The 17,142-nt window shown below is 62.2% G+C and carries 15 protein-coding genes; 9 read left to right on the forward strand and 6 right to left on the reverse strand.

The window, feature by feature from the left end; translation table 11 throughout:
• Window positions 1–2 precede the first annotated feature (2 nt).
• Complete coding sequence (locus tag ACYZUC_RS30100; protein ID WP_461996786.1) at window positions 3–1,400, forward strand: FAD-dependent oxidoreductase; 1,398 nt, start codon at window positions 3–5, stop codon at window positions 1,398–1,400.
• Here the strand turns inward: ACYZUC_RS30100 and ACYZUC_RS30105 are convergent, their stop codons facing one another.
• Window positions 1,401–2,729: a type VI secretion system Vgr family protein gene (locus tag ACYZUC_RS30105; RefSeq protein WP_461992309.1), complete on the reverse strand. Its 1,329-nt coding sequence runs from the start codon at window positions 2,727–2,729 to the stop codon at window positions 1,401–1,403. It abuts the gene before it with no gap.
• A gap of 219 nt (window positions 2,730–2,948) precedes the next feature.
• Between ACYZUC_RS30105 and ACYZUC_RS30110 the strand changes: the two genes are divergently transcribed.
• Window positions 2,949–3,653, forward strand: a complete 705-nt coding sequence (locus ACYZUC_RS30110) for a YebC/PmpR family DNA-binding transcriptional regulator (RefSeq protein ID WP_461992311.1) — start codon at window positions 2,949–2,951, stop codon at window positions 3,651–3,653.
• Window positions 3,654–3,761: 108 nt separating this feature from the next.
• Here ACYZUC_RS30110 and ACYZUC_RS30115 read toward each other — a convergent pair whose 3' ends face one another.
• Complete coding sequence (locus ACYZUC_RS30115) at window positions 3,762–5,063, reverse strand: protein kinase (RefSeq protein WP_461992313.1); 1,302 nt, start codon at window positions 5,061–5,063, stop codon at window positions 3,762–3,764.
• A gap of 200 nt (window positions 5,064–5,263) precedes the next feature.
• On the reverse strand, window positions 5,264–6,394 hold the full coding sequence (gene zapE / locus ACYZUC_RS30120; protein WP_461992314.1) for a cell division protein ZapE: 1,131 nt from the start codon (window positions 6,392–6,394) through the stop codon (window positions 5,264–5,266).
• A 316-nt stretch (window positions 6,395–6,710) separates the two neighbouring features.
• Between zapE and ACYZUC_RS30125 the strand changes: the two genes are divergently transcribed.
• The 7 genes from ACYZUC_RS30125 to ACYZUC_RS30155 all read left to right on the forward strand — a co-directional run bounded on the left by ACYZUC_RS30125 (window position 6,711) and on the right by ACYZUC_RS30155 (window position 13,116).
• Window positions 6,711–7,199 (forward strand): Csu type fimbrial protein, encoded by a 489-nt coding sequence (locus ACYZUC_RS30125; protein WP_461996787.1) that lies wholly within the window; start codon window positions 6,711–6,713, stop codon window positions 7,197–7,199.
• A gap of 106 nt (window positions 7,200–7,305) precedes the next feature.
• Entirely contained in the window at window positions 7,306–7,839 is a 534-nt protein-coding gene (locus ACYZUC_RS30130) for a Csu type fimbrial protein (RefSeq protein WP_461992316.1), read from the forward strand.
• A gap of 20 nt (window positions 7,840–7,859) precedes the next feature.
• A complete protein-coding gene (locus ACYZUC_RS30135) occupies window positions 7,860–8,393 on the forward strand; it encodes a Csu type fimbrial protein (protein ID WP_461992318.1) in 534 nt (177 codons plus the stop codon).
• Between the two features lie 4 nt (window positions 8,394–8,397).
• On the forward strand, window positions 8,398–8,898 hold the full coding sequence (locus tag ACYZUC_RS30140; RefSeq protein ID WP_461992320.1) for a Csu type fimbrial protein: 501 nt from the start codon (window positions 8,398–8,400) through the stop codon (window positions 8,896–8,898).
• A gap of 44 nt (window positions 8,899–8,942) precedes the next feature.
• Window positions 8,943–9,731: a fimbrial biogenesis chaperone gene (locus ACYZUC_RS30145; protein ID WP_461992322.1), complete on the forward strand. Its 789-nt coding sequence runs from the start codon at window positions 8,943–8,945 to the stop codon at window positions 9,729–9,731.
• A gap of 53 nt (window positions 9,732–9,784) precedes the next feature.
• Window positions 9,785–12,145, forward strand: coding sequence for a fimbria/pilus outer membrane usher protein (locus tag ACYZUC_RS30150; RefSeq protein WP_461992324.1), 2,361 nt, complete (start codon window positions 9,785–9,787; stop codon window positions 12,143–12,145).
• Window positions 12,142–13,116 carry a Csu type fimbrial protein gene (locus tag ACYZUC_RS30155; protein WP_461992325.1) on the forward strand — a complete coding sequence of 325 codons (975 nt, stop codon included), beginning with the start codon at window positions 12,142–12,144 and terminating at the stop codon, window positions 13,114–13,116. The genes ACYZUC_RS30150 and ACYZUC_RS30155 overlap by 4 nt, the downstream gene beginning before the upstream one ends.
• 135 nt (window positions 13,117–13,251) lie before the next feature.
• On the opposite strand, the gene ACYZUC_RS30160 is transcribed toward ACYZUC_RS30155, so the two are convergent.
• From ACYZUC_RS30160 to ACYZUC_RS30170, 3 genes are read right to left on the reverse strand one after another with little or no spacing between them, the layout of a single operon-like run.
• Entirely contained in the window at window positions 13,252–14,298 is a 1,047-nt protein-coding gene (locus tag ACYZUC_RS30160; protein ID WP_461992327.1) for an ABC transporter substrate-binding protein, read from the reverse strand.
• A gap of 18 nt (window positions 14,299–14,316) precedes the next feature.
• On the reverse strand, window positions 14,317–15,432 hold the full coding sequence (locus ACYZUC_RS30165; protein WP_461992329.1) for an NAD(P)/FAD-dependent oxidoreductase: 1,116 nt from the start codon (window positions 15,430–15,432) through the stop codon (window positions 14,317–14,319).
• The gene (locus ACYZUC_RS30170) at window positions 15,429–16,784 is read right to left on the reverse strand and encodes an FAD/NAD(P)-dependent oxidoreductase (RefSeq protein WP_461992331.1); all 1,356 of its coding nucleotides are present in this window, start codon (window positions 16,782–16,784) and stop codon (window positions 15,429–15,431) included. Before ACYZUC_RS30170 ends, ACYZUC_RS30165 begins: the two co-directional genes overlap by 4 nt.
• Window positions 16,785–17,142: the final 358 nt, after the last annotated feature.

Consider the following 17,142-nt stretch of genomic DNA (forward strand, 5'->3'; position numbering starts at 1 on the left):
AAATACCGATGAGACCTTTCTGGCTGGAACAGGCGCTGGCGGCTGAGTCGTGCGCGCCGTGCGAACCTTTGCCCGGCGACACCCGCGCCGATGTCTGCATCGTCGGCGGTGGCTACACCGGTTTGTGGACCGCGATCATGCTCAAGGAGCAGAACCCGGAACTGGATGTATTGCTGATCGAAGCCGACATCTGCGGTGCCGGCGCCAGCGGCCGCAACGGCGGTTGTGCGCTGTCGTGGTCGGCCAAGTACTTCACCCTGGAAAGGTTGTTCGGCGTCGAAGAGGCGGTGCGGCTGGTCAAGGAGTCCGAGCGCAGCATTCATGCGATCGGCACCTTCTGCGAACAGTACGGCGTGGACGCCGATTACCGCCTCGACGGCACGCTCTACACCGCGACCAATCGTGCCCAATGCGGCTCGACCGACGCGGTGATCGCAGCGCTCGAACGTCAAGGCATCAACTCGTTCACGCAACGGCCGGTGGCGGATGTGCAGCGCATGGCCGGTTCCCGAAAACACCTGGAAGGCTGGTTCTCACCGGCCGCCGCCAGCGTGCAACCGGGCAAACTGGTGCGCGGTTTGCGCCGTGTGGCGTTGCAGTTGGGCGTGAGGATTCATGAGAACACCGCGATGACCGGACTGGAGGAGGGCAAACCGGCAGGGATTCAGACCCCGCACGGCACTGTCCGCGCGGACCGGGTCGTATTGGCGATGAACGCGTGGATGGCCCGCGCGTTCCCGCAGTTTGAGCGCAGTGTGGCGATTGTCTCCAGCGACATGCTGATCACCGAACCACGGCCGGACCTGCTTAACCAGATCGGTTTGACCAGCGGTGTCACGGTGCTCGATTCACGGATTTTCGTGCACTACTACCACAACACCCCGGACGGCCGGATCATGCTCGGCAAGGGCGGCAACACGTTCGCCTACGGTGGGCGGATGTTGCCGGTGTTCGATCAGCCGTCGCCCTATGCAGGCCTGTTGCAGCACAGCCTCAGCGAGTTTTTTCCGGCGTTTGCCGAGGTCAGGGTCGAAGCGACGTGGAACGGCCCGTCGGATCGCTCGGTCACCGGTTTACCGTTCTTCGGCCAGATGAGTGCCCACGGGAATGTGTTCTACGGTTTCGGTTATTCCGGCAGCGGGGTCGGGCCCTGTCACATGGGCGGGCAGATTCTCGCTTCGATGGTTCAGGGGCTCGACAATGCCTGGACCCGTTCACCGCTGGTCAACGGTCCCTTGGGCTTCTTTCCGCCGGAGCCGATTCGCTACCTCGGTTCGCTGATGGTGCGCAACGCCATCCGCCGCAAGGAGCGCGCCGAAGATCACGGGCGTCGGCCACGGCATCTGGACGTGCGCCTGGCAAAATTCGCGGCGGCAGCGGGCAAGGCGGACAAGGGCTGATCAGGCCTGACGGTTGATCAGCCAATCGAGCAGCAGCCGGTCATCGCCGCGTGGTTGTCGGGTGGTTCGAGGCGCTGGCGGATGGCTTGCCGTCGCGCACAACACCGGGCGGTCCGGATCGCTGTCGAGAAAACTGACGAGCGCCTCGGTGCCGGCGACCGGCAGCTTCGACGGATCGATCCGACCGTCCGCTGTTGCGAGAGCCAGGGGCAGCCAAAGGCCAGGGGATTCATCGTCATCGGACTCCGGGGTGGGCCACAACCTGACCTGTATCCGACCTTGTTCATCCAGCACCGCAGGCTGGCCGACCGGGCCGAGCACCCGCGCGGTCTGGAAGCCCGGAATGCCGGGCCTGGCGTGTGTCAGTGCGGGGCGGAACACCGTTGACCATGGAATGGCGGTGAACTGATTGCTGTAACGTCGGCTCATGTCGGTGGTGGCCGGGGCGAGTATCGACGGTTGCTGTCCCTGATGACGGAGCTCGGTCAGCAGCCATTGATCGTTGAAGTTCGGCAACGGATGTTCCGCCACTTGCACGATGCGTCCGCTGCGCAATTCGCTGTGATTGCTTTGACCCTGTATCTGCCGATGCAGACAGCGCAAGCGCTCGAGTATTCGGCGGCTGAGCCGTTCGCGATCGAGCGGTGGCGGGGCGGGGCGCACGGAGAGTGGAGGCGAGGTGTGCCGCTGGAACAGTTCGTTGATTACCGGCCCGTTCGTGTGCTCGGGTGTGTCGCCATGAAACGGCGTCAGCAGCGGTTCCTGGGGGAAACTCAGGCAGTCATCCGCGAGCACCAGCACATGGCCATCGCATTGATGCTCGAAGTGATAGTGGATGCCTTCTTCTTCGCACAGACGTTGCAGGAACGTCAGGTCGCTCTCGTCAAACTGAATGCAAAACGGCCTGACGGGATAGCGCCCGTTCGGCAGCTCAAAACGATAGCTGTCTTCGGGCACTGAGTTTTCTGCGAGTAACTGGCGCAGGATCGCTGGCACATTGAGTTGATGAAACACCCGGCGGCAACGCTGCCGGTCGAGGTTTTGCAGCCAGGGCACCACCACCAGTCGGTACCCGATCCAGTGCGGGCCGCGATGTTCGTGGCTGGCGCTGTGGACGACGCCATGAATACCAAGGCCTTGCGTCAGGCTGAGGAACACCGGTTGTTGCAACAGGCGATCCGGGCTCATCGCCGGTGACAGGCCGATCACTTCGATATCGAATCGATAGGGCTGGTTGAGCGCTTCATGGCCACTGAACTGAACCACCTGCCAACTCAAATCGGCGTCCAGCAGTGTCAGGGTGAAGGGACTTTCCTTGTCGTTTTGCATCGATCGCGCTTCTGCCAGGGAGTACGGGCACAGAGGGTACGAAACCGTGGCCCTTTCTGGTCACCGCAAATCGATGTTTCAGAATCGCCCTACAACCAGCGGTGAAGAAGTCGATTCGACAGGATGGATTTTTTGGTCGATTGCCAACTTTAGGCCGTATAAACTTGCGCAAAGCGTCGGCCAATAGATGTCTCGGCGCCACAGATAAGAGAGTGAGTAATGGGCGCACAGTGGAAGGTTAAACACAAAGAAGCGGCAGCTAACGCCAAGGGCAAGATCTTCGGCAAACTGGTGAAAGAAATCACCATTGCTGCGCGTAACGGTGCCGATACCGCCACCAACGCACACCTGCGTCTGGTGGTTGAACAGGCGAAAAAGGCGTCGATGCCCCGCGAAACCCTGGAACGTGCGATCAAGAAGGGCTCCGGCCAGCTCGGCGAAACCGTGCAATACCATCGCGTGACCTACGAAGGGTTCGCGCCGCACCAGGTGCCGCTGATCGTTGAGTGCGTGACCGACAACATCAACCGCACCGTCGCTGAAATCCGCGTCGCGTTCCGCAAGGGCCAGCTCGGCGCCTCCGGTTCCGTCGCCTGGGACTTTGACCATGTGGGCATGATCGAGGCGTCCCCGGACAGCCCGGATGCCGATCCGGAAATGGCCGCTATCGAAGCCGGCGCACAGGATTTCGAACCTGCCGATGACGGCGCTACCCTGTTCATCACCGAAGCGAGCGATCTGGATTCGGTGCAGAAAGCCTTGCCTGAGCAGGGTTTCACCGTGTTGTCGGCGAAGCTGGGCTACAAGCCGAAAAACCCGGTCAGCGGCCTGAGCGACGAGCAGATGGCTGAAGTCGAAGCGTTCCTGGAAGGCCTCGACAACCACGATGATGTGCAGGACATGTTTGTCGGACTGGCTGGGTAATTTGTTGCTTCAGTGATACCGCCTTCGCTAGCAGGCTAGCTCCCACACTGGATTGTGAACACCGGTCAATTGTGGGAGCTAGCCTGCTAGCGATTGACCGCGCAGCGGTCACCGATCATTCAACTCCCGCACAATCTCGCTGAACCCCGGCCGCGCCAGCACATTCGGCTGACAGCAACGCTGCCGCAAATCCTCCAGCTTCACACGCCCCTCATCACTCAACCCCGAGTCGATCCGCTCCAGCAACTCTCCCAACAGAACGCCAAACGCACGCACTTCGATCCGCTGCAATGCACGGGTTTCAAGGCTGTCCTCGGTCGCGTGGAAAGACGCTGCGCCAAAGTCCCCCAACAGGCAATCGCCGTGCTCGTTCCATAGAATATTGTGGCCATAGAGGTCGCCGTGGGTGATGCCCTGGCGGTGCAAATGCTCGGCCACCGACGCGATGCCAGAGGCGATTCGCAAGGCCACGTCGGCGCTGAACCGGGTATCGCTGGTGTAGACATCGCGGCTGCAGGACTCCAGGCTCGGCAACCCGGCGAGGTTGCGATAGCTCGGGTCGATCAACTCCATGACCAACCCGGCCTGGGCTTGCGGATGCTCGACAATCCGTCCTTCGACCCGGATCAGGTTGGGGTGAAGGCCGGCGGTGATGCAGGCGTTCATTTCATGCAGCGGCGAGCCATCGCTGGTCATTTCGCCCTTGTAGAGTTTGACCGCGACCGGCGTTGCCTGCTTCCACAACGCCTGATGAATGACGCCGGAAGCGCCTTCGCCCAGCTTCTGCTCAAGGCTCAGCTGAGACCAGGGAATCGTCGGCGTGGCATCGAGCGCGGCGGCATCGGCTTCGGTTTCCAGCGGATTGCCGGCATAGGCCAGCCAGGTCAGGCTCGGCAGGGTCAGCAACCAGGAGGGCAACTCGGTCAACTGGTTGGCGGCGATGCGGGTCAGTTCGAGTCGATGGCAATTGCTCAGGCTCTCGGGCAAGCGCCGCAGACGGTTACCGGCCAGCATCAGTTTTTGCAGATGCGGGCGTTCACCCAGCTCGGTCGGCAATTCGGTGATGCGGTTGTCGGTCAGGATCAACCAGCGCAACAACGGCGGGAGCGCGGCGGCCGGTACTGTTTCGATGCGGTTGGCCTTGAAACCGATCATGGTCAGTGCGGGACACTGGCCAAGGCAGGCGGGCAGCTCGCTGAACTGGTTACGGTCGCAGAACAGCACGCGCAAACGGGTCAGTCGATGAAAGTCGTCCGGCAGGCTGCGCAAGGCATTGCCACCGAGGTTGAGGACCTCCAGCGAATCCGCCAGGTCGAGGATTTCCCGTGGGAACTCCGTCAGGCCGGCAGCCAGGTCCAGGCGAGTGGCGCCAGCCAGCAGGCCGGCGCGCAGTTGGGCAAGGGTATCCATGATCAGATTCGCCATTGATCGAAGGTAGGGCGCGAGGCCTGATAAAGGGCGACATGATAGCGGTAAAAGTGCTGGCTGTGAGGTCGTCTTCGCGAGCAAGCCCGCTCCCACAATAGACCGCGTTCGTCCAGACAACTCGGTCTATTGTGGGAGCGGGCTTGCTCGCGAAGACGGAGTTCGCTGCGCCGCAAGAACTGGGTTCAGGCCAGCTCCCTGACTTCCATCAACTGTCCCAATCGACTGCGGGTGCGCGCCAGGTCAATGGCATCGCCGCTCAGGCTTTCGCGCAACGAGCGGTGGCCGAGCAGGATCAGGTGCTTGTCCTGGTCGTACAGAACGTCCACCAGATTGATGAAACGCTGCTGCGCGGCAATCGAGCAGTCGGCGAGGTTGGGCAGTTTGTCGATGATCCAGTGGTCGAAACGTCGGCACAGCTCCAGGTAATCCATGACCGCCGTGGGGTGGTCGCACAGATCGCCGAAGGTGAAACCGATGGTGCGTCCTGCGCAATATCGGGCTGGGAGATGCCGATTGCCGACGGGCAACGGAATGGACGGCGCGTCGGGCTCGGGCAGGTTCAGTGCCTGACGTTGCGCCCGCGTAGCCGGCCAGACGTAGTGACCCTGGGTAAACAACTGCTGGGCGTGGGTTCTCGCCTGACTGCGATAGTCGTGCGGGCCGCCGACTTCCATGACTTGCATACGCGCATTGATCAGGTCGATCACCGGTTTGAAGCGCGCGTGGTAGAGCGGGTTTGGCAGCAAGCCCTCAGGCGGGTAATTGGAGGTCACCAGCAGCAGAATGCCTCGGCGAAACAGAGCCTTGAACAGCCGCGCGATGAGCATCGCGTCGCCAATGTCGTGAACGTGAAACTCGTCGAAACACAGCACCCGGCAATCGTTCAGCAAGTCGTCGAGCGTCGCCGCCAGCGCATCCGGGTGATCGCGATGACTGAACATGCCTTGGTGCAGTCGAGCGAAAAACTCGTGGAAGTGCAGGCGCTGTTTTTCCGCGATCGGCAGCGCCTGGAAAAAGCCGTCGAGCAACCAGCTCTTGCCACGCCCCACGGCGCCATACAGATAAAGGCCCGGCAGCGTTTTCGCCGAAGTGCCGAGCAGTGTCGTGGCGTGCTGCGCCATGCAGTCGATCACGCGCTGCTGGCTGTGGCTGAGGGTGTAACCCTGTGCGTGGGCCTTGTGCCGGAAGTAGTCGTGGATCACGCGCCCCGTCGCTGAATGAGCGGCGGAGACGGTAGATGCCTTGCCGAAGAGGCGGCGCAGCGCGGGCCAGCGTGGTGTGAATCGCGAACGGTTGGGCGGTCGAACGGCCACTGTGTCACCCCGTAATCGTCAGGCAGGCTCCCCGAGCTGCGGCGGCCTAGTGTAACCAAATGAGGAAATTTGCTTCCAGTTGTGTCGACAGGCGTGGGGCGTAATTGCACAGAATTGTGCGGTGTGTACAGCTTGTTGGGCATAGGGGTAGTGAGGTTTTGCCAGCAATTCGACACAAAAGCTCACTCCTTCGGTGGATCCAATTTTTTTGGGGCCACTGGAAAATCCTCGGGGCGTTGCTAACCTGAGTTTTTAGAAGCCCCCTCACAAGGAACCGGCCGTGAATGGAATCGTTGCATGGTCAGTCTTGGGCGTGATGCTCAGTGCGCAAGTGTTGGCCGCAGAGCTTCAAGTGCAAGTGCGTGTCGACGTGCTGCGCGGTTGTCAGTTGGTCGGCCAACAACGCACGGCGGGCGTCGAGCAACTGGGTGTGCTGGAATTCGGCAATACCGCGCGCCTGGACGACCCCGCCGGGCCTTTGGCGGCGGCGCTGATGAACGAGCGCCTGCCCCGTCTCGAATGCAACCCGGACACCCCTTATCAATTACGCGTCGATGGCGGCCTGCATGGTGGCGTCGGTGACACGCGTTACATGGCCGGTTCCGCCGGCAGCAAACCCATTCCCTATCGGCTTTATCAGGACCCCGCGCGGTTGATCCCGCTGGCGGTGGACGTCCCGGTGAGCGGCCGTGTGCCGGATACCGGTTCAGTCGATTTACCGTTGTATGCACGTATCGAGAGGCTGGCGGAGATTCCCCGGGTCAGTCGCTATTCCGACCTGCTGAAAGTGACCGTCAGCTGGTAGCCGCAAGTGTGTAACTGCCGCCGATGGATTCGGGTGGCGCAGGGAAGGGGGCGTTCCTCGTTGAGCGCCTGGGTTCTGGAGTCCTGAGGGAATTGGGATTGGCCTTATGACAAGCAAACTCTGGATGTTTATTGCTGTGAGTGCATGGGTGCTGCTGACCAAAGACGCGCAAGCGGCGATCAGCGGGCAGATCCATGCGCGACTGACCATCATCGCCGGTTGTGAAGTGACCAATGGCGGCAGCGCCGGCAGCCCGGCCAGTGATTTCGGCACGCTGGATTTCGGCCAGCAAGGCCCGACCTGGACCAGGCCGATCAAAGCCCGCTTCGATGCTGACGGGCGCGGCAGATTGAACGTCGCCTGCAACCCTTCGGTCACCGGCTTCACCGTCACCATCGATGGCGGCACTCATGGTGACGGCACCACCCGGCGCCTGAGCAACGGCAGCCAGACCCTGCCTTATCAATTGTTCCTCGATGCATCTGGAAGCCAGAGCTACAGCATCGGCCAACAACACAACTTCGCCGTCACCAGCGGGGCCCAGATACCGATTCCGGTGTTTGGCTCGGTGGTGGCGAACACCCGCGCGATACCGGCCGGGGTCTATACCGACACCCTGACCGTGACGCTCGATTGGTAAACCCGTAGAGGACGGACACCATGCGCATGCTCGTATCAAGGATAGGTTTGTCACTGCTTGGCCTGACGCTGGTGTCCGGCACGCAGGCGGCCACCACGGTCACCGGCCAGATCACTGCCAGCCTGATTCTGATCAGCAGCTGTCAGGTAAATGGTGCGGGTGGCTCCAGCGGGCTGAACTTTGGTGCCTTGAACTTCGGCACCGACAACAGTCTGTTCATCACGAAAGATGCACAAGTCATGGGCGGTGGCGTGGCGCTGTCGATCCTCTGCTCCAGTGGCACCACGCCAACGGTCAAGGTGCGTGCCGGTGCCCACGACGGAATGTCGGTGGGCGGTTCACGGGCGTTGTACGACGGTGTCGCCAACTACGTGCCGTACGACTTGTACACCGATTCCGGGCACTTGCAGCTTTTAGCCATCGATGGGGTGATCAACCTTGCCGCCAGTACCGGCGTGGCGCAGACCGTGAACATCTACGGTCAGGCGAAGGGCAAGGCCGGGCTGCCGGCGGGTACTTACAACGACACGATTTCCGTCGAACTGACGTTCTAGGGTGATGAACCGCCATGGAGGGGCGGCGATGGCGCTGTTGTGCGCGGCCGGTTTGCCGTTGCCGCTGGCAGCGGTGACCAGCCAGAGTTTCCTGGTCAGCGCCACGGTCACTGCGGGGTGTCTGGTGGTCGGCGGGGTGTCGAACTACGGCAGCCTGAATTACGGCAGCCAATCGGCGCTGGCCACCGGCACGGTGCAAGTGGCCCTGACGGGGGATGTACAGCTGCAATGCACGCCGGGCGTGACCATGAACATGACCGTCGATGGCGGCCAGTACAACAGCAGCGGGCGACACTTGCAGCTGACCACCGGCAGCAATCGCGTTTCGTACCAGCTGTTTCGCGACGCGGCTTACAGCCAAAGCCTGGGGATCGGTCAGAGCGTCGCGGTGGCGTACACGGACGCAAACAACATCCGCCTGCCGATTTACGGTCAGGTGCAGTTACCGGGCAATCAGCCTGGGGGGACCTACAGCGATGTGCTGCAAGTGCAGCTGTCGTGGTAACGCGGCGTTTTTGATCGGGCCTGACAGGCACAAGGAGTAGGCAAATGGATTTACCCGCGCGGCGGCATTCTGTTGTGCGTCAGGCAGTGTTGGCGATGCTGCTGTTGGGGGCGGTCAAGGTGCAGGCGGCCAGTTCGGTGCTGATCTGGCCGATCGATCCTGTGCTGGAGGCCGATCAGCAGGCCAGTGCCTTGTGGCTGGAAAACCGTGGCAACGAGACTGCGAATTTGCAGATCCGGGTATTCGCCTGGAGCCAAAGCGGTTTCAACGACCAATATCAGAACCAGCGCGATGTGATCGGCAGCCCGCCGGTGGCGAAAATCGAGCCGGGCCAGAAACAACTGGTGCGCCTGACCCGCACCCGGGAGATTCCACCGGGGCAGGAACTGGCTTATCGCATCATCATCGATGAAATCCCCTCGGCCACTCCGCCCAACGCCGAAAGTGGCAAGACGGCGGCGGCCATTCGGTTCCAGATGCGTTATTCGGTGCCGTTGTTTGCTTACGGCGCGGGGTTGTGGAGCAAGGAAGACACCAGTCGCAAGCGTGATCCCAAAGGCGCGGGGCTGCCGGATTTGAGCTGGCGCACGGTGGCGGTGGACGGTCGCCCTTATGTGGAGGTGCGCAATCAGGGGGCGGTGCATGCGCGGTTGACGGACGTTGCGCTGAAGCAGGGAGGCCAGACAAAACCTCTGGTGGAAGGCCTGCTCGGTTATGTGCTGCCGGGCGCGATCATGCGCTGGCCGGCGCCCGGTCCGATGGCGCAAGACCCGGCGTTGCAGGTGCGGGTGAATGGTTCGCCGCAGGTACAAAGCATTACGCCCGCGCGCTGATCTGCAACTGACGGGAAAGGGAGGCAGGGTCCATCGACGGACGTAAAGCGGTAATGAGCCTGCATCGGGCTCGCAGTTTCCAGCGTCCGTTGATCTGCGCCATGAGCTGTGTGGGTTGCCTGGCGTTCGCTCACCCGTCCCAGGCCGGTGATTTGCCGCCGCCACCCGGCAGCATGGAGGCCGTGGCTGATGCGCAGTTGTTTCTGGAATTGGTGGTCAATCAGATGAATACCGGACACGTCGTGGCGGTGGAGCAACGCAACGGGCGGCTTTTCCTGTCGACCAACGCGTTGCGTGGCACTGGTATGAAACTGCCGGACACCCTCGGCACCGAAGTCGACCTCGACAGCCTGTCGGGCCTGCACAGCGAGTACGACAGCGCCGGTCAGCGCCTGCTGCTCGACGTACCGCCCAGTTGGCTGCCGGAGCAATTCGTCGGCAATCGCGACGCCTACCCGCGCACTCAGGCCCTGAGCAGTTTCGGTGCCTTGTTCAACTACGACCTGTACCTCAACGACACCGATGATGCCGGCACTTACCTCGCGGCCTGGAACGAAGTGCGACTGTTCGACAGCTGGGGCATGCTGTCCAGCACCGGGCAATACCGGCGCACGTTGTCCGGCGATTCGGTCAGTACGCTGAACAATGGCTACCTGCGTTACGACACCACCTGGCGTTACTCCGATGACGAGCGATTGCTGACCTACGAGGCCGGTGACCTGGTCAGCGGCGCATTGCCCTGGAGCAGTTCGGTGCGCCTGGGCGGGGTGCAGCTGTCGCGGGATTTCGGCGTGCGCCCGGACCTGGTGACTTATCCGTTGCCGCAGTTTGCCGGGGAAGCGGCGGTGCCATCCTCGGTCGACCTGTTCATCAACGGCTACAAATCCAGCAGCGCCGACCTGCAACCCGGCCCCTACACGCTGACCAATATCCCGTTCATCAATGGCGCCGGCGAAGCCGTGGTGGTCACCACCGATGCCCTCGGTCGGCAGGTCTCGACCACCGTGCCGTTTTACGTCACCAGCAGTTTGCTGCAAAAGGGCCTGAGCGACTTTTCCGTGGCGGCCGGTACCTTGCGCCGCGATTACGGCATTCGCGATTTCGGTTACGGTCCCGGTGTCTCATCGGGCAGTCTGCGCTACGGCCTGAGCGACAACTTCACCCTGGAAAGCCACGCCGAAGCGTCGGACTCACTGACCCTCGGCGGTGTCGGCGGCAACCTGCGCCTGGGCAATTTCGGCGTGCTCAATACCGCACTCAGCCAGAGCCGGTTCGATGGCGACAGCGGTCAACAACTGAGCCTGGGTTATCAATACAGCAGCCAGCGCTACAGCTTCTCTTATCAACGCCTGCAACGTCGCGACCAATACGCCGATCTGACGGTGGTCGACAGTCCTTTCACCACCCTCAGCAAACGCAGCGAACAGGCGACCCTGAGCCTGAATCTCAATGCCTGGGGCAGCCTCGGCGTCGGATATTTCGACGTGCGCGCGGCGGATGATTCACGCACCCGTTTGCTCAACCTGACCTGGAGCAAACCGCTATGGCACAACAGCAGTTTCTACCTGTCGGCCAACCGCGAAATCGGCGACAGCAACTGGGCGGTGCAGGCGCAACTGGTGATCCCGTTCGACTTGCGCGGCAGCCTCGCGCTCAGCAGTGAGCGCAGCAAGACCGGGCAGAGCCAGCAGCGGGTCAATTACAGTCGCGCCGTGCCGACTGAAGGCGGGGTGGGGTTCAACCTCGGTTATGCCCACGGCGACGGCCCGGCCTATCGTCAGGCCGACCTGACCTGGCGCTTGCAGTCGGTGCAATTGCAGGCCGGTGTGTACGGCAACAGCGACGCCGAAACCCGTTGGGCCGATGCCAGCGGATCGCTGGTGTGGATGGACCGCCAGGTGTTCGCCGCCAACCGCATCGACGATGCCTTTGTGGTGGTCAGCACCGATGGCTACGCCGACATTCCGGTGCGCTACGAAAACCAGCAGGTCGGCCAGACTGATCGCAATGGCCACCTGCTGGTGCCGTGGAGCAGCGCCTATTACCGCGGCAAGTACGAGATCGATCCACTGAACCTGCCGGCCAACGTGCGCAGCCCGAATGTCGAACAGAGGATTGCCGTGCGCCGTGGCAGCGGTTATTTGCTGACGTTTCCATTGAGCCGGGTGATCGCCGCGAGCATCGTCCTGGTGGATGCGCAGCAGCAAGAGTTGCCCCTGGGCAGCGGTGTCGTGCATGAGCAGAGCGGCACGCAAACGGTGGTCGGATGGGACGGTCTGGTGTACCTGGAAAATCTTCAGGCGCAGAACACATTGCAGGTGACGCTGGCCGACGGGAAAGCCTGCCGTGTCCAGTTCGCGGTGGACATGAATCAGGATCAGATTCCGCTGGTCGGGCCGTTGGTGTGCCAATGAATGCCGTGAAATGGCTGGTGCTGCTGGCGGTCTGTTTGCCAGGCTCGGCATGGGCGTTGTGTTCGGTGGTGGTCCCTGCCACTGCGGTGGCATTCGGTTCGGTGAGCTCGATTGCGGTGCGTAACGCCGTGCAGTCCAGTTCAAGCCTCAACGCCGGTTTGAGTTGCACCGGCTCATTGGTCTCGTTGCTGACGAACAATGACCATTTCTACGCCACGATTTCCTCGACTCAAACCGGACTGCTCGGGCCGACCGGAGACGTCATCGGTTACACGTTGTATGCCAACAACACCACCAGTTACCCGATCGAACGTGGCGTGGCGTTCGACTTTGCGCGCAACGGGATCATTGATGCACTGGGGCTGCTGGGCAGCGTGGTGCCGAAAACCGCACCGATTTATCTGGGGACAATCACGGGCAGTAACGTGGCGGCGGGTATCTATACCGAGACCCTGAGCATTGCCTGGAGCTGGAATTATTGCTCCGGCATTGGCGCCGGCAGTATTTGTCTGGGGCGCGACATCGGCAGCGGCACCACCAGCATGACCGTCACCATGACGGTCGCCAATGACTGCACCATCACCGCCCCGAACATCAGTTTCGGCAGCGCGCCGGTGATCAGTGCCTTTGCACCGGTTACCGGCCAGACCATCAACCTCGCCTGCACCAAGGGCAGCGCTTACACCGTGGGGCTGGGCGATGGTCTGCAGGCAGTCAGTGTTGGCGGGCGACGACGGATGAATTCCGGCAGCAATTACCTGGCGTATGACATCTTCAAAAGCGCCGGCACCACCCGCTGGGGCAATGTCGGCAGTGCACGCCGGGCCAGCTCCGATGCCGAGGTCAATCCCGGTAACGGTTTGGGCTCCGGGAGCCAGATCTTCAATTACAACGCGAAAATCTACACCGACCAGACCACGCCGCCGGCGGGCACGTATCAGGACAGTGTGATTCTGGATGTGGGGTTTTGACGATGCCAGTGAATCAGGCGCGGAACCCTGTGGGAGCGGGCTTGCCCGCGATAGCGTCGGAACAATCAACCATTTGTTGAATGTACCGGCCTCATCGCGGGCAAGCCCGCTCCCACAGTTTTTTTGAGTTTATAACTACCGCTCGATACTACGATTCCACCGCGCATTCCACGCCGGGCGCTGTTCGTTGACCTGGTCCCAGTCGATGGCAATCGCCGTCGTCAGATACTGCTTCATCGCCTCGACCTGGCCACGGGTCTTGTCCGTGGTCGGGGTGTTCGGGTTGGACGGGATCTGATCGCCATCTTCAAGTGCAGCGGCTTGCGCCTCGGGGGTCAGCAGAAACGCGGCGAGTTTCTGCGCCAGTTCCGGTTGGGTGTTGTTGGCGATGGCGCATTCGGCAACGTTGAGCACCACTGCGCCTTCCTTCGGTTGCGCATATTCGACCGGCATGCCTTTGAGTTTCAGTGCGGTGACCTGGGTTGGCGTCAGCGGGAACAGCGCCGCTTCGTCGGTCTGGAGCATTTCGGAAATCTTCGCCGAGCTCGGAATGTATTCCAGCACGTTGCGTCCGACGGTGTTCGGCCACGCCTTGAAGCCCGGCTCGACGTCGGTTTCGCTGCCACCCTGAATCCGGTTGAACATCAGGAAACCGTGCAGGCCGAAGGTCGAAGAAGCCATCGACTGGAACACCAGTTTGTCCTTGAAACGCGGGTCGGCCATGTCCATCCACGAGGTCGGCGTCGCCCAGCCTTTTTCCTTGAACAACCGCGTGTTGTACGCCAGCCCCGTGACGCCGAGACTGACCGCCACGGCCTGGTCCTTGATGCGGCCCTTGGCCGGAATCTGCGCGAGGGTCGGGCTGTCTTCGAGTTTGTCGCACAGGCCCATGGCGATGGCGCGGTACATGATGCCGTCGTCGAGGAACATCACGTGCATTTGCGGGTTGCCTTTGCTGGCCTGGACCTTGGCCAGGATATCGGCGGAAGTGCCGGGCACGATCACCACTTTGACGTTGTTGGCCTTCTCGAAAACCGGCAGCACCTTGTCGGCGTAGAGCCGTTCCATGGTCCCGCCGTTCATGCCGAGGTAAAGCGTCGGTTCGGCCTGGGCCTGGGTGACCGTGAGCAGGGCGCTCAGGCACGAAAGTCCGAGCATTGCAGTGCGTTTGACGTTATTCATTGGCGCGACCTTCCTCTATCAAGCAACGGAGATGGAGTGAAACCGGGTGATGGAAAACGCATCCAGCGACGTGGTTGAGGCGCCGCTGCAGATGATCTCGGTGAGCGCCTGGCCCACCGCTGGACCGATCTGGAAACCTGCGCCGGCAAAGCCGAACGCGTGCAACAGACCGGGTTGAGTGCCACTGTGACCGATCACCGGTTGGCGATCGGGCAAGTAACCTTCGGTGCCGCTCCAGGTACGAATCGCCTGGGCGCCTTCAAGAAACGGATAAAGCTCCACGGCTTGGCGCAGGATTTCGATCACCGCGTGTTGACCGGGGCGGGCGCGCGCGCCGTCGAGGGCAAACCCCTGGCCGCCGCCCAACACGCAATTGCCGCGCGCGACCTGACGCGCATAAATACCGCCACCCTCGACGCCGGTGCTGGCGTTCATCACCCATGGCAAGGGTTCGGTGACCAACATCGCCGGGTGCCCGGCGTGCATCGGCACCGCTTCGTCGAACTGCGCGGCAAGGCTGCCGGCCCATGCGCCAGCGCAGTTCAGCAGCCAAGGGGAGTGCAGCTCTAAGCCGTTTTTCGTGCTGACGCGAAAGCGCTGACCGTCGTGCTCCACGGCGCTCACCGCACATTGTTCGTGGACTTGCGCGCCGTGGCGCTGTGCTGCCCGGGCAAATGCGGGTGAAACCAGTCGTGGGTTGGCGTGGCCGTCATCCGGGCAAAACGAAGCGCCGACTGCGACATCGCCGACCCACGGAAAACGCGTGCGTAATTCATTGCGATCAAGCACCTGCAAATCGAGGCCGAAACCCAGACTGCTGGCGGCATAGTCCTGCAACGCGCGCAGGTCGTTGAGGCTGCGCGCCAGTTTCAAGTGACCGCTGCGCTGGTACTCACCGTCGATGCCGATCAACTGTGGCAACTGCCCCCAGATCTCGTGAGCCTGTTGCGACAGCGGCAGTTGCGACAACGGTCGGCCCTGACGTCGCACGCCGCCGTAGTTCACGCCGCTGGAGTGCGAACCGCAAAAGTCACGCTCCAGCAGCGCCACGCGACGCCCGGCCTTGCTCAGGAAGAGCGCGGCGGAGGCGCCGACAATGCCGCCGCCAATGATCACTGCATCAACCTCGATCATGGCTCGACCTCCAGACCAAACGGCAACGGTTTGATCGGTGCCTGCGCCCGCAGGCGGCCGATGTCAGAGAGGCTTCGCTGACTGGCGCAGGCAATGATTTCTGCGGCGGCAGCGCCACACATGCGCCCCTGACAGCGACCCATGCCGACCCGGCAATGGGCCTTGACCCGATTGATTTCCCAATGGCCCTCGCGCACGACGTCGCGGATGTCACCGGCGCGCACTTCTTCGCAGCGGCAGACCATCACGTCGTCTGGCGTGTCGGCTGCCCAGTTTTGTGGAAACACGAAAGCGCGTTCCAGGCCTTGGCGAAAGCTATCGATTCGTTCAAGTGCCTGCTCCAGTTGCACGCCACGCTTGGGCGCAATCACGTGACCCATGTCTTCGAGCAAGGCGAGGGCGGCCCGTTCGCCGGCCATTTCCGCCGCGTCGGCGCCCATGATGCCGGCGCCGTCGCCGGCCAGATAAACCTCGGCGACACTGCTGCGACCGGCGTTGTCACGCTGCGGCAGCCAGGCGCGGTTGAGCGGGTTCCAGGCGAATGCGCAGCCGAGTAAGTCGGCGAGTTGGGTTTCACTGCGCAGGCCATGGGCGAATGCCACGGCGTCGCAGTGCAGTTGATGTTCACCGTTTGAGTTGGCCCAACTCAGCGACTGCACGCGGTGTTCGCCATCGACGCGTTTCAAGGTTGCACCCTGATGCACCGGGATGCCGTGAGCGGTCAGCCAGCTGCGGTAATAAATGCCTTTGGCCAATGTGGCCGGTTGCGACAACAGATCGGGCAGGGCGCGGGCCTGGGCGCTGAACGGCGAGCTATCGAGCACCGCGACCACGTTCGCGCCGGCCTTGGCGTATTGATACGCCACCAGATACAGCAACGGTCCACTGCCGGCGAACACCACGCGCTCACCGATGGCGCAGCCCTGGAATTTCAGGGCGATCTGCGCTGCGCCGAGGCTGTAGACGCCCGGCAGCGTCCAGCCTTGCACCGGCAACACCCGGTCGGTGGCGCCCGTGGCGACGATCACCCGAGAGAACTCCAAGCGTGCGGCGTGCCGTTCGTGCAAGGTGTCGAGCGCGCCGGCCTCGGCGTTCCACACCAGGGTTTCAGGGCGATAATCGAGCTGCTCGCGCAACTCATCAATCGTCTGGTGCAAGGCCTTCGCCTTGCGCGCTTCGAAGCCATACAGCTTGACCGCCGAGCGCTTGAAGTTCGCTGGCTGGCGCCGATAAATCTGCCCGCCACCGCGCGCGGCTTCGTCCAGCAAAACCGGGCGCACACCATGCGCCACCAGCGTCTGCGCCGCACGAATCCCGGCCGGCCCGGCACCCACAATAACCACCGACTTCATACCCAACCCCCTGTAGGAGCTAGCCTGCTCGCGATCAGGTCTTCATATTCAACATCCATGTCGGCTGACCCACCGCCATCGCCAGCAAGCCGGCTCCTACAGTTGATTGGGGTTGGTCGCGAATTTTGTGGCCGACGCCGTTCCCCTGTAGGAGCTGGCTTGCCGGCGATGAGGCCCTTACATTCAACATCCATGGCGACTGACCCACCGCCATCGCCAGCAAGCTGGCTCCTACAGTTGATTGGGGTTGGTCGCGAATTTTGTGCCCGACACCGATCCCCTGTAGGAGCTGGCTTGCTAGCGATGGCGGCCTCACATGCAACATCGATATCGGCTGACACAACGCCATCGCCAGCAA

Source organism: Pseudomonas sp. GT1P32, from assembly GCF_054897805.1.

Bases quoted from the DNA above. Each gene is read 5' to 3' on its own strand.
- ACYZUC_RS30160 (WP_461992327.1), bottom strand. From the start codon at position 14,298: ATGAATAACGTCAAACGCACTGCAATGCTCGGACTTTCGTGCCTGAGC.
- ACYZUC_RS30105 (WP_461992309.1), bottom strand. From the start codon at position 2,729: ATGCAAAACGACAAGGAAAGTCCCTTCACCCTGACACTGCTGGACGCC.
- ACYZUC_RS30115 (WP_461992313.1), bottom strand. From the start codon at position 5,063: ATGGATACCCTTGCCCAACTGCGCGCCGGCCTGCTGGCTGGCGCCACT.
- ACYZUC_RS30170 (WP_461992331.1), bottom strand. From the start codon at position 16,784: ATGAAGTCGGTGGTTATTGTGGGTGCCGGGCCGGCCGGGATTCGTGCG.
- ACYZUC_RS30130 (WP_461992316.1), top strand. From the start codon at position 7,306: ATGACAAGCAAACTCTGGATGTTTATTGCTGTGAGTGCATGGGTGCTG.
- ACYZUC_RS30165 (WP_461992329.1), bottom strand. From the start codon at position 15,432: ATGATCGAGGTTGATGCAGTGATCATTGGCGGCGGCATTGTCGGCGCC.
- ACYZUC_RS30155 (WP_461992325.1), top strand. From the start codon at position 12,142: ATGAATGCCGTGAAATGGCTGGTGCTGCTGGCGGTCTGTTTGCCAGGC.
- ACYZUC_RS30125 (WP_461996787.1), top strand. From the start codon at position 6,711: ATGCTCAGTGCGCAAGTGTTGGCCGCAGAGCTTCAAGTGCAAGTGCGT.
- ACYZUC_RS30140 (WP_461992320.1), top strand. From the start codon at position 8,398: ATGAACCGCCATGGAGGGGCGGCGATGGCGCTGTTGTGCGCGGCCGGT.
- ACYZUC_RS30110 (WP_461992311.1), top strand. From the start codon at position 2,949: ATGGGCGCACAGTGGAAGGTTAAACACAAAGAAGCGGCAGCTAACGCC.
- ACYZUC_RS30145 (WP_461992322.1), top strand. From the start codon at position 8,943: ATGGATTTACCCGCGCGGCGGCATTCTGTTGTGCGTCAGGCAGTGTTG.
- ACYZUC_RS30150 (WP_461992324.1), top strand. From the start codon at position 9,785: ATGAGCCTGCATCGGGCTCGCAGTTTCCAGCGTCCGTTGATCTGCGCC.
- ACYZUC_RS30135 (WP_461992318.1), top strand. From the start codon at position 7,860: ATGCGCATGCTCGTATCAAGGATAGGTTTGTCACTGCTTGGCCTGACG.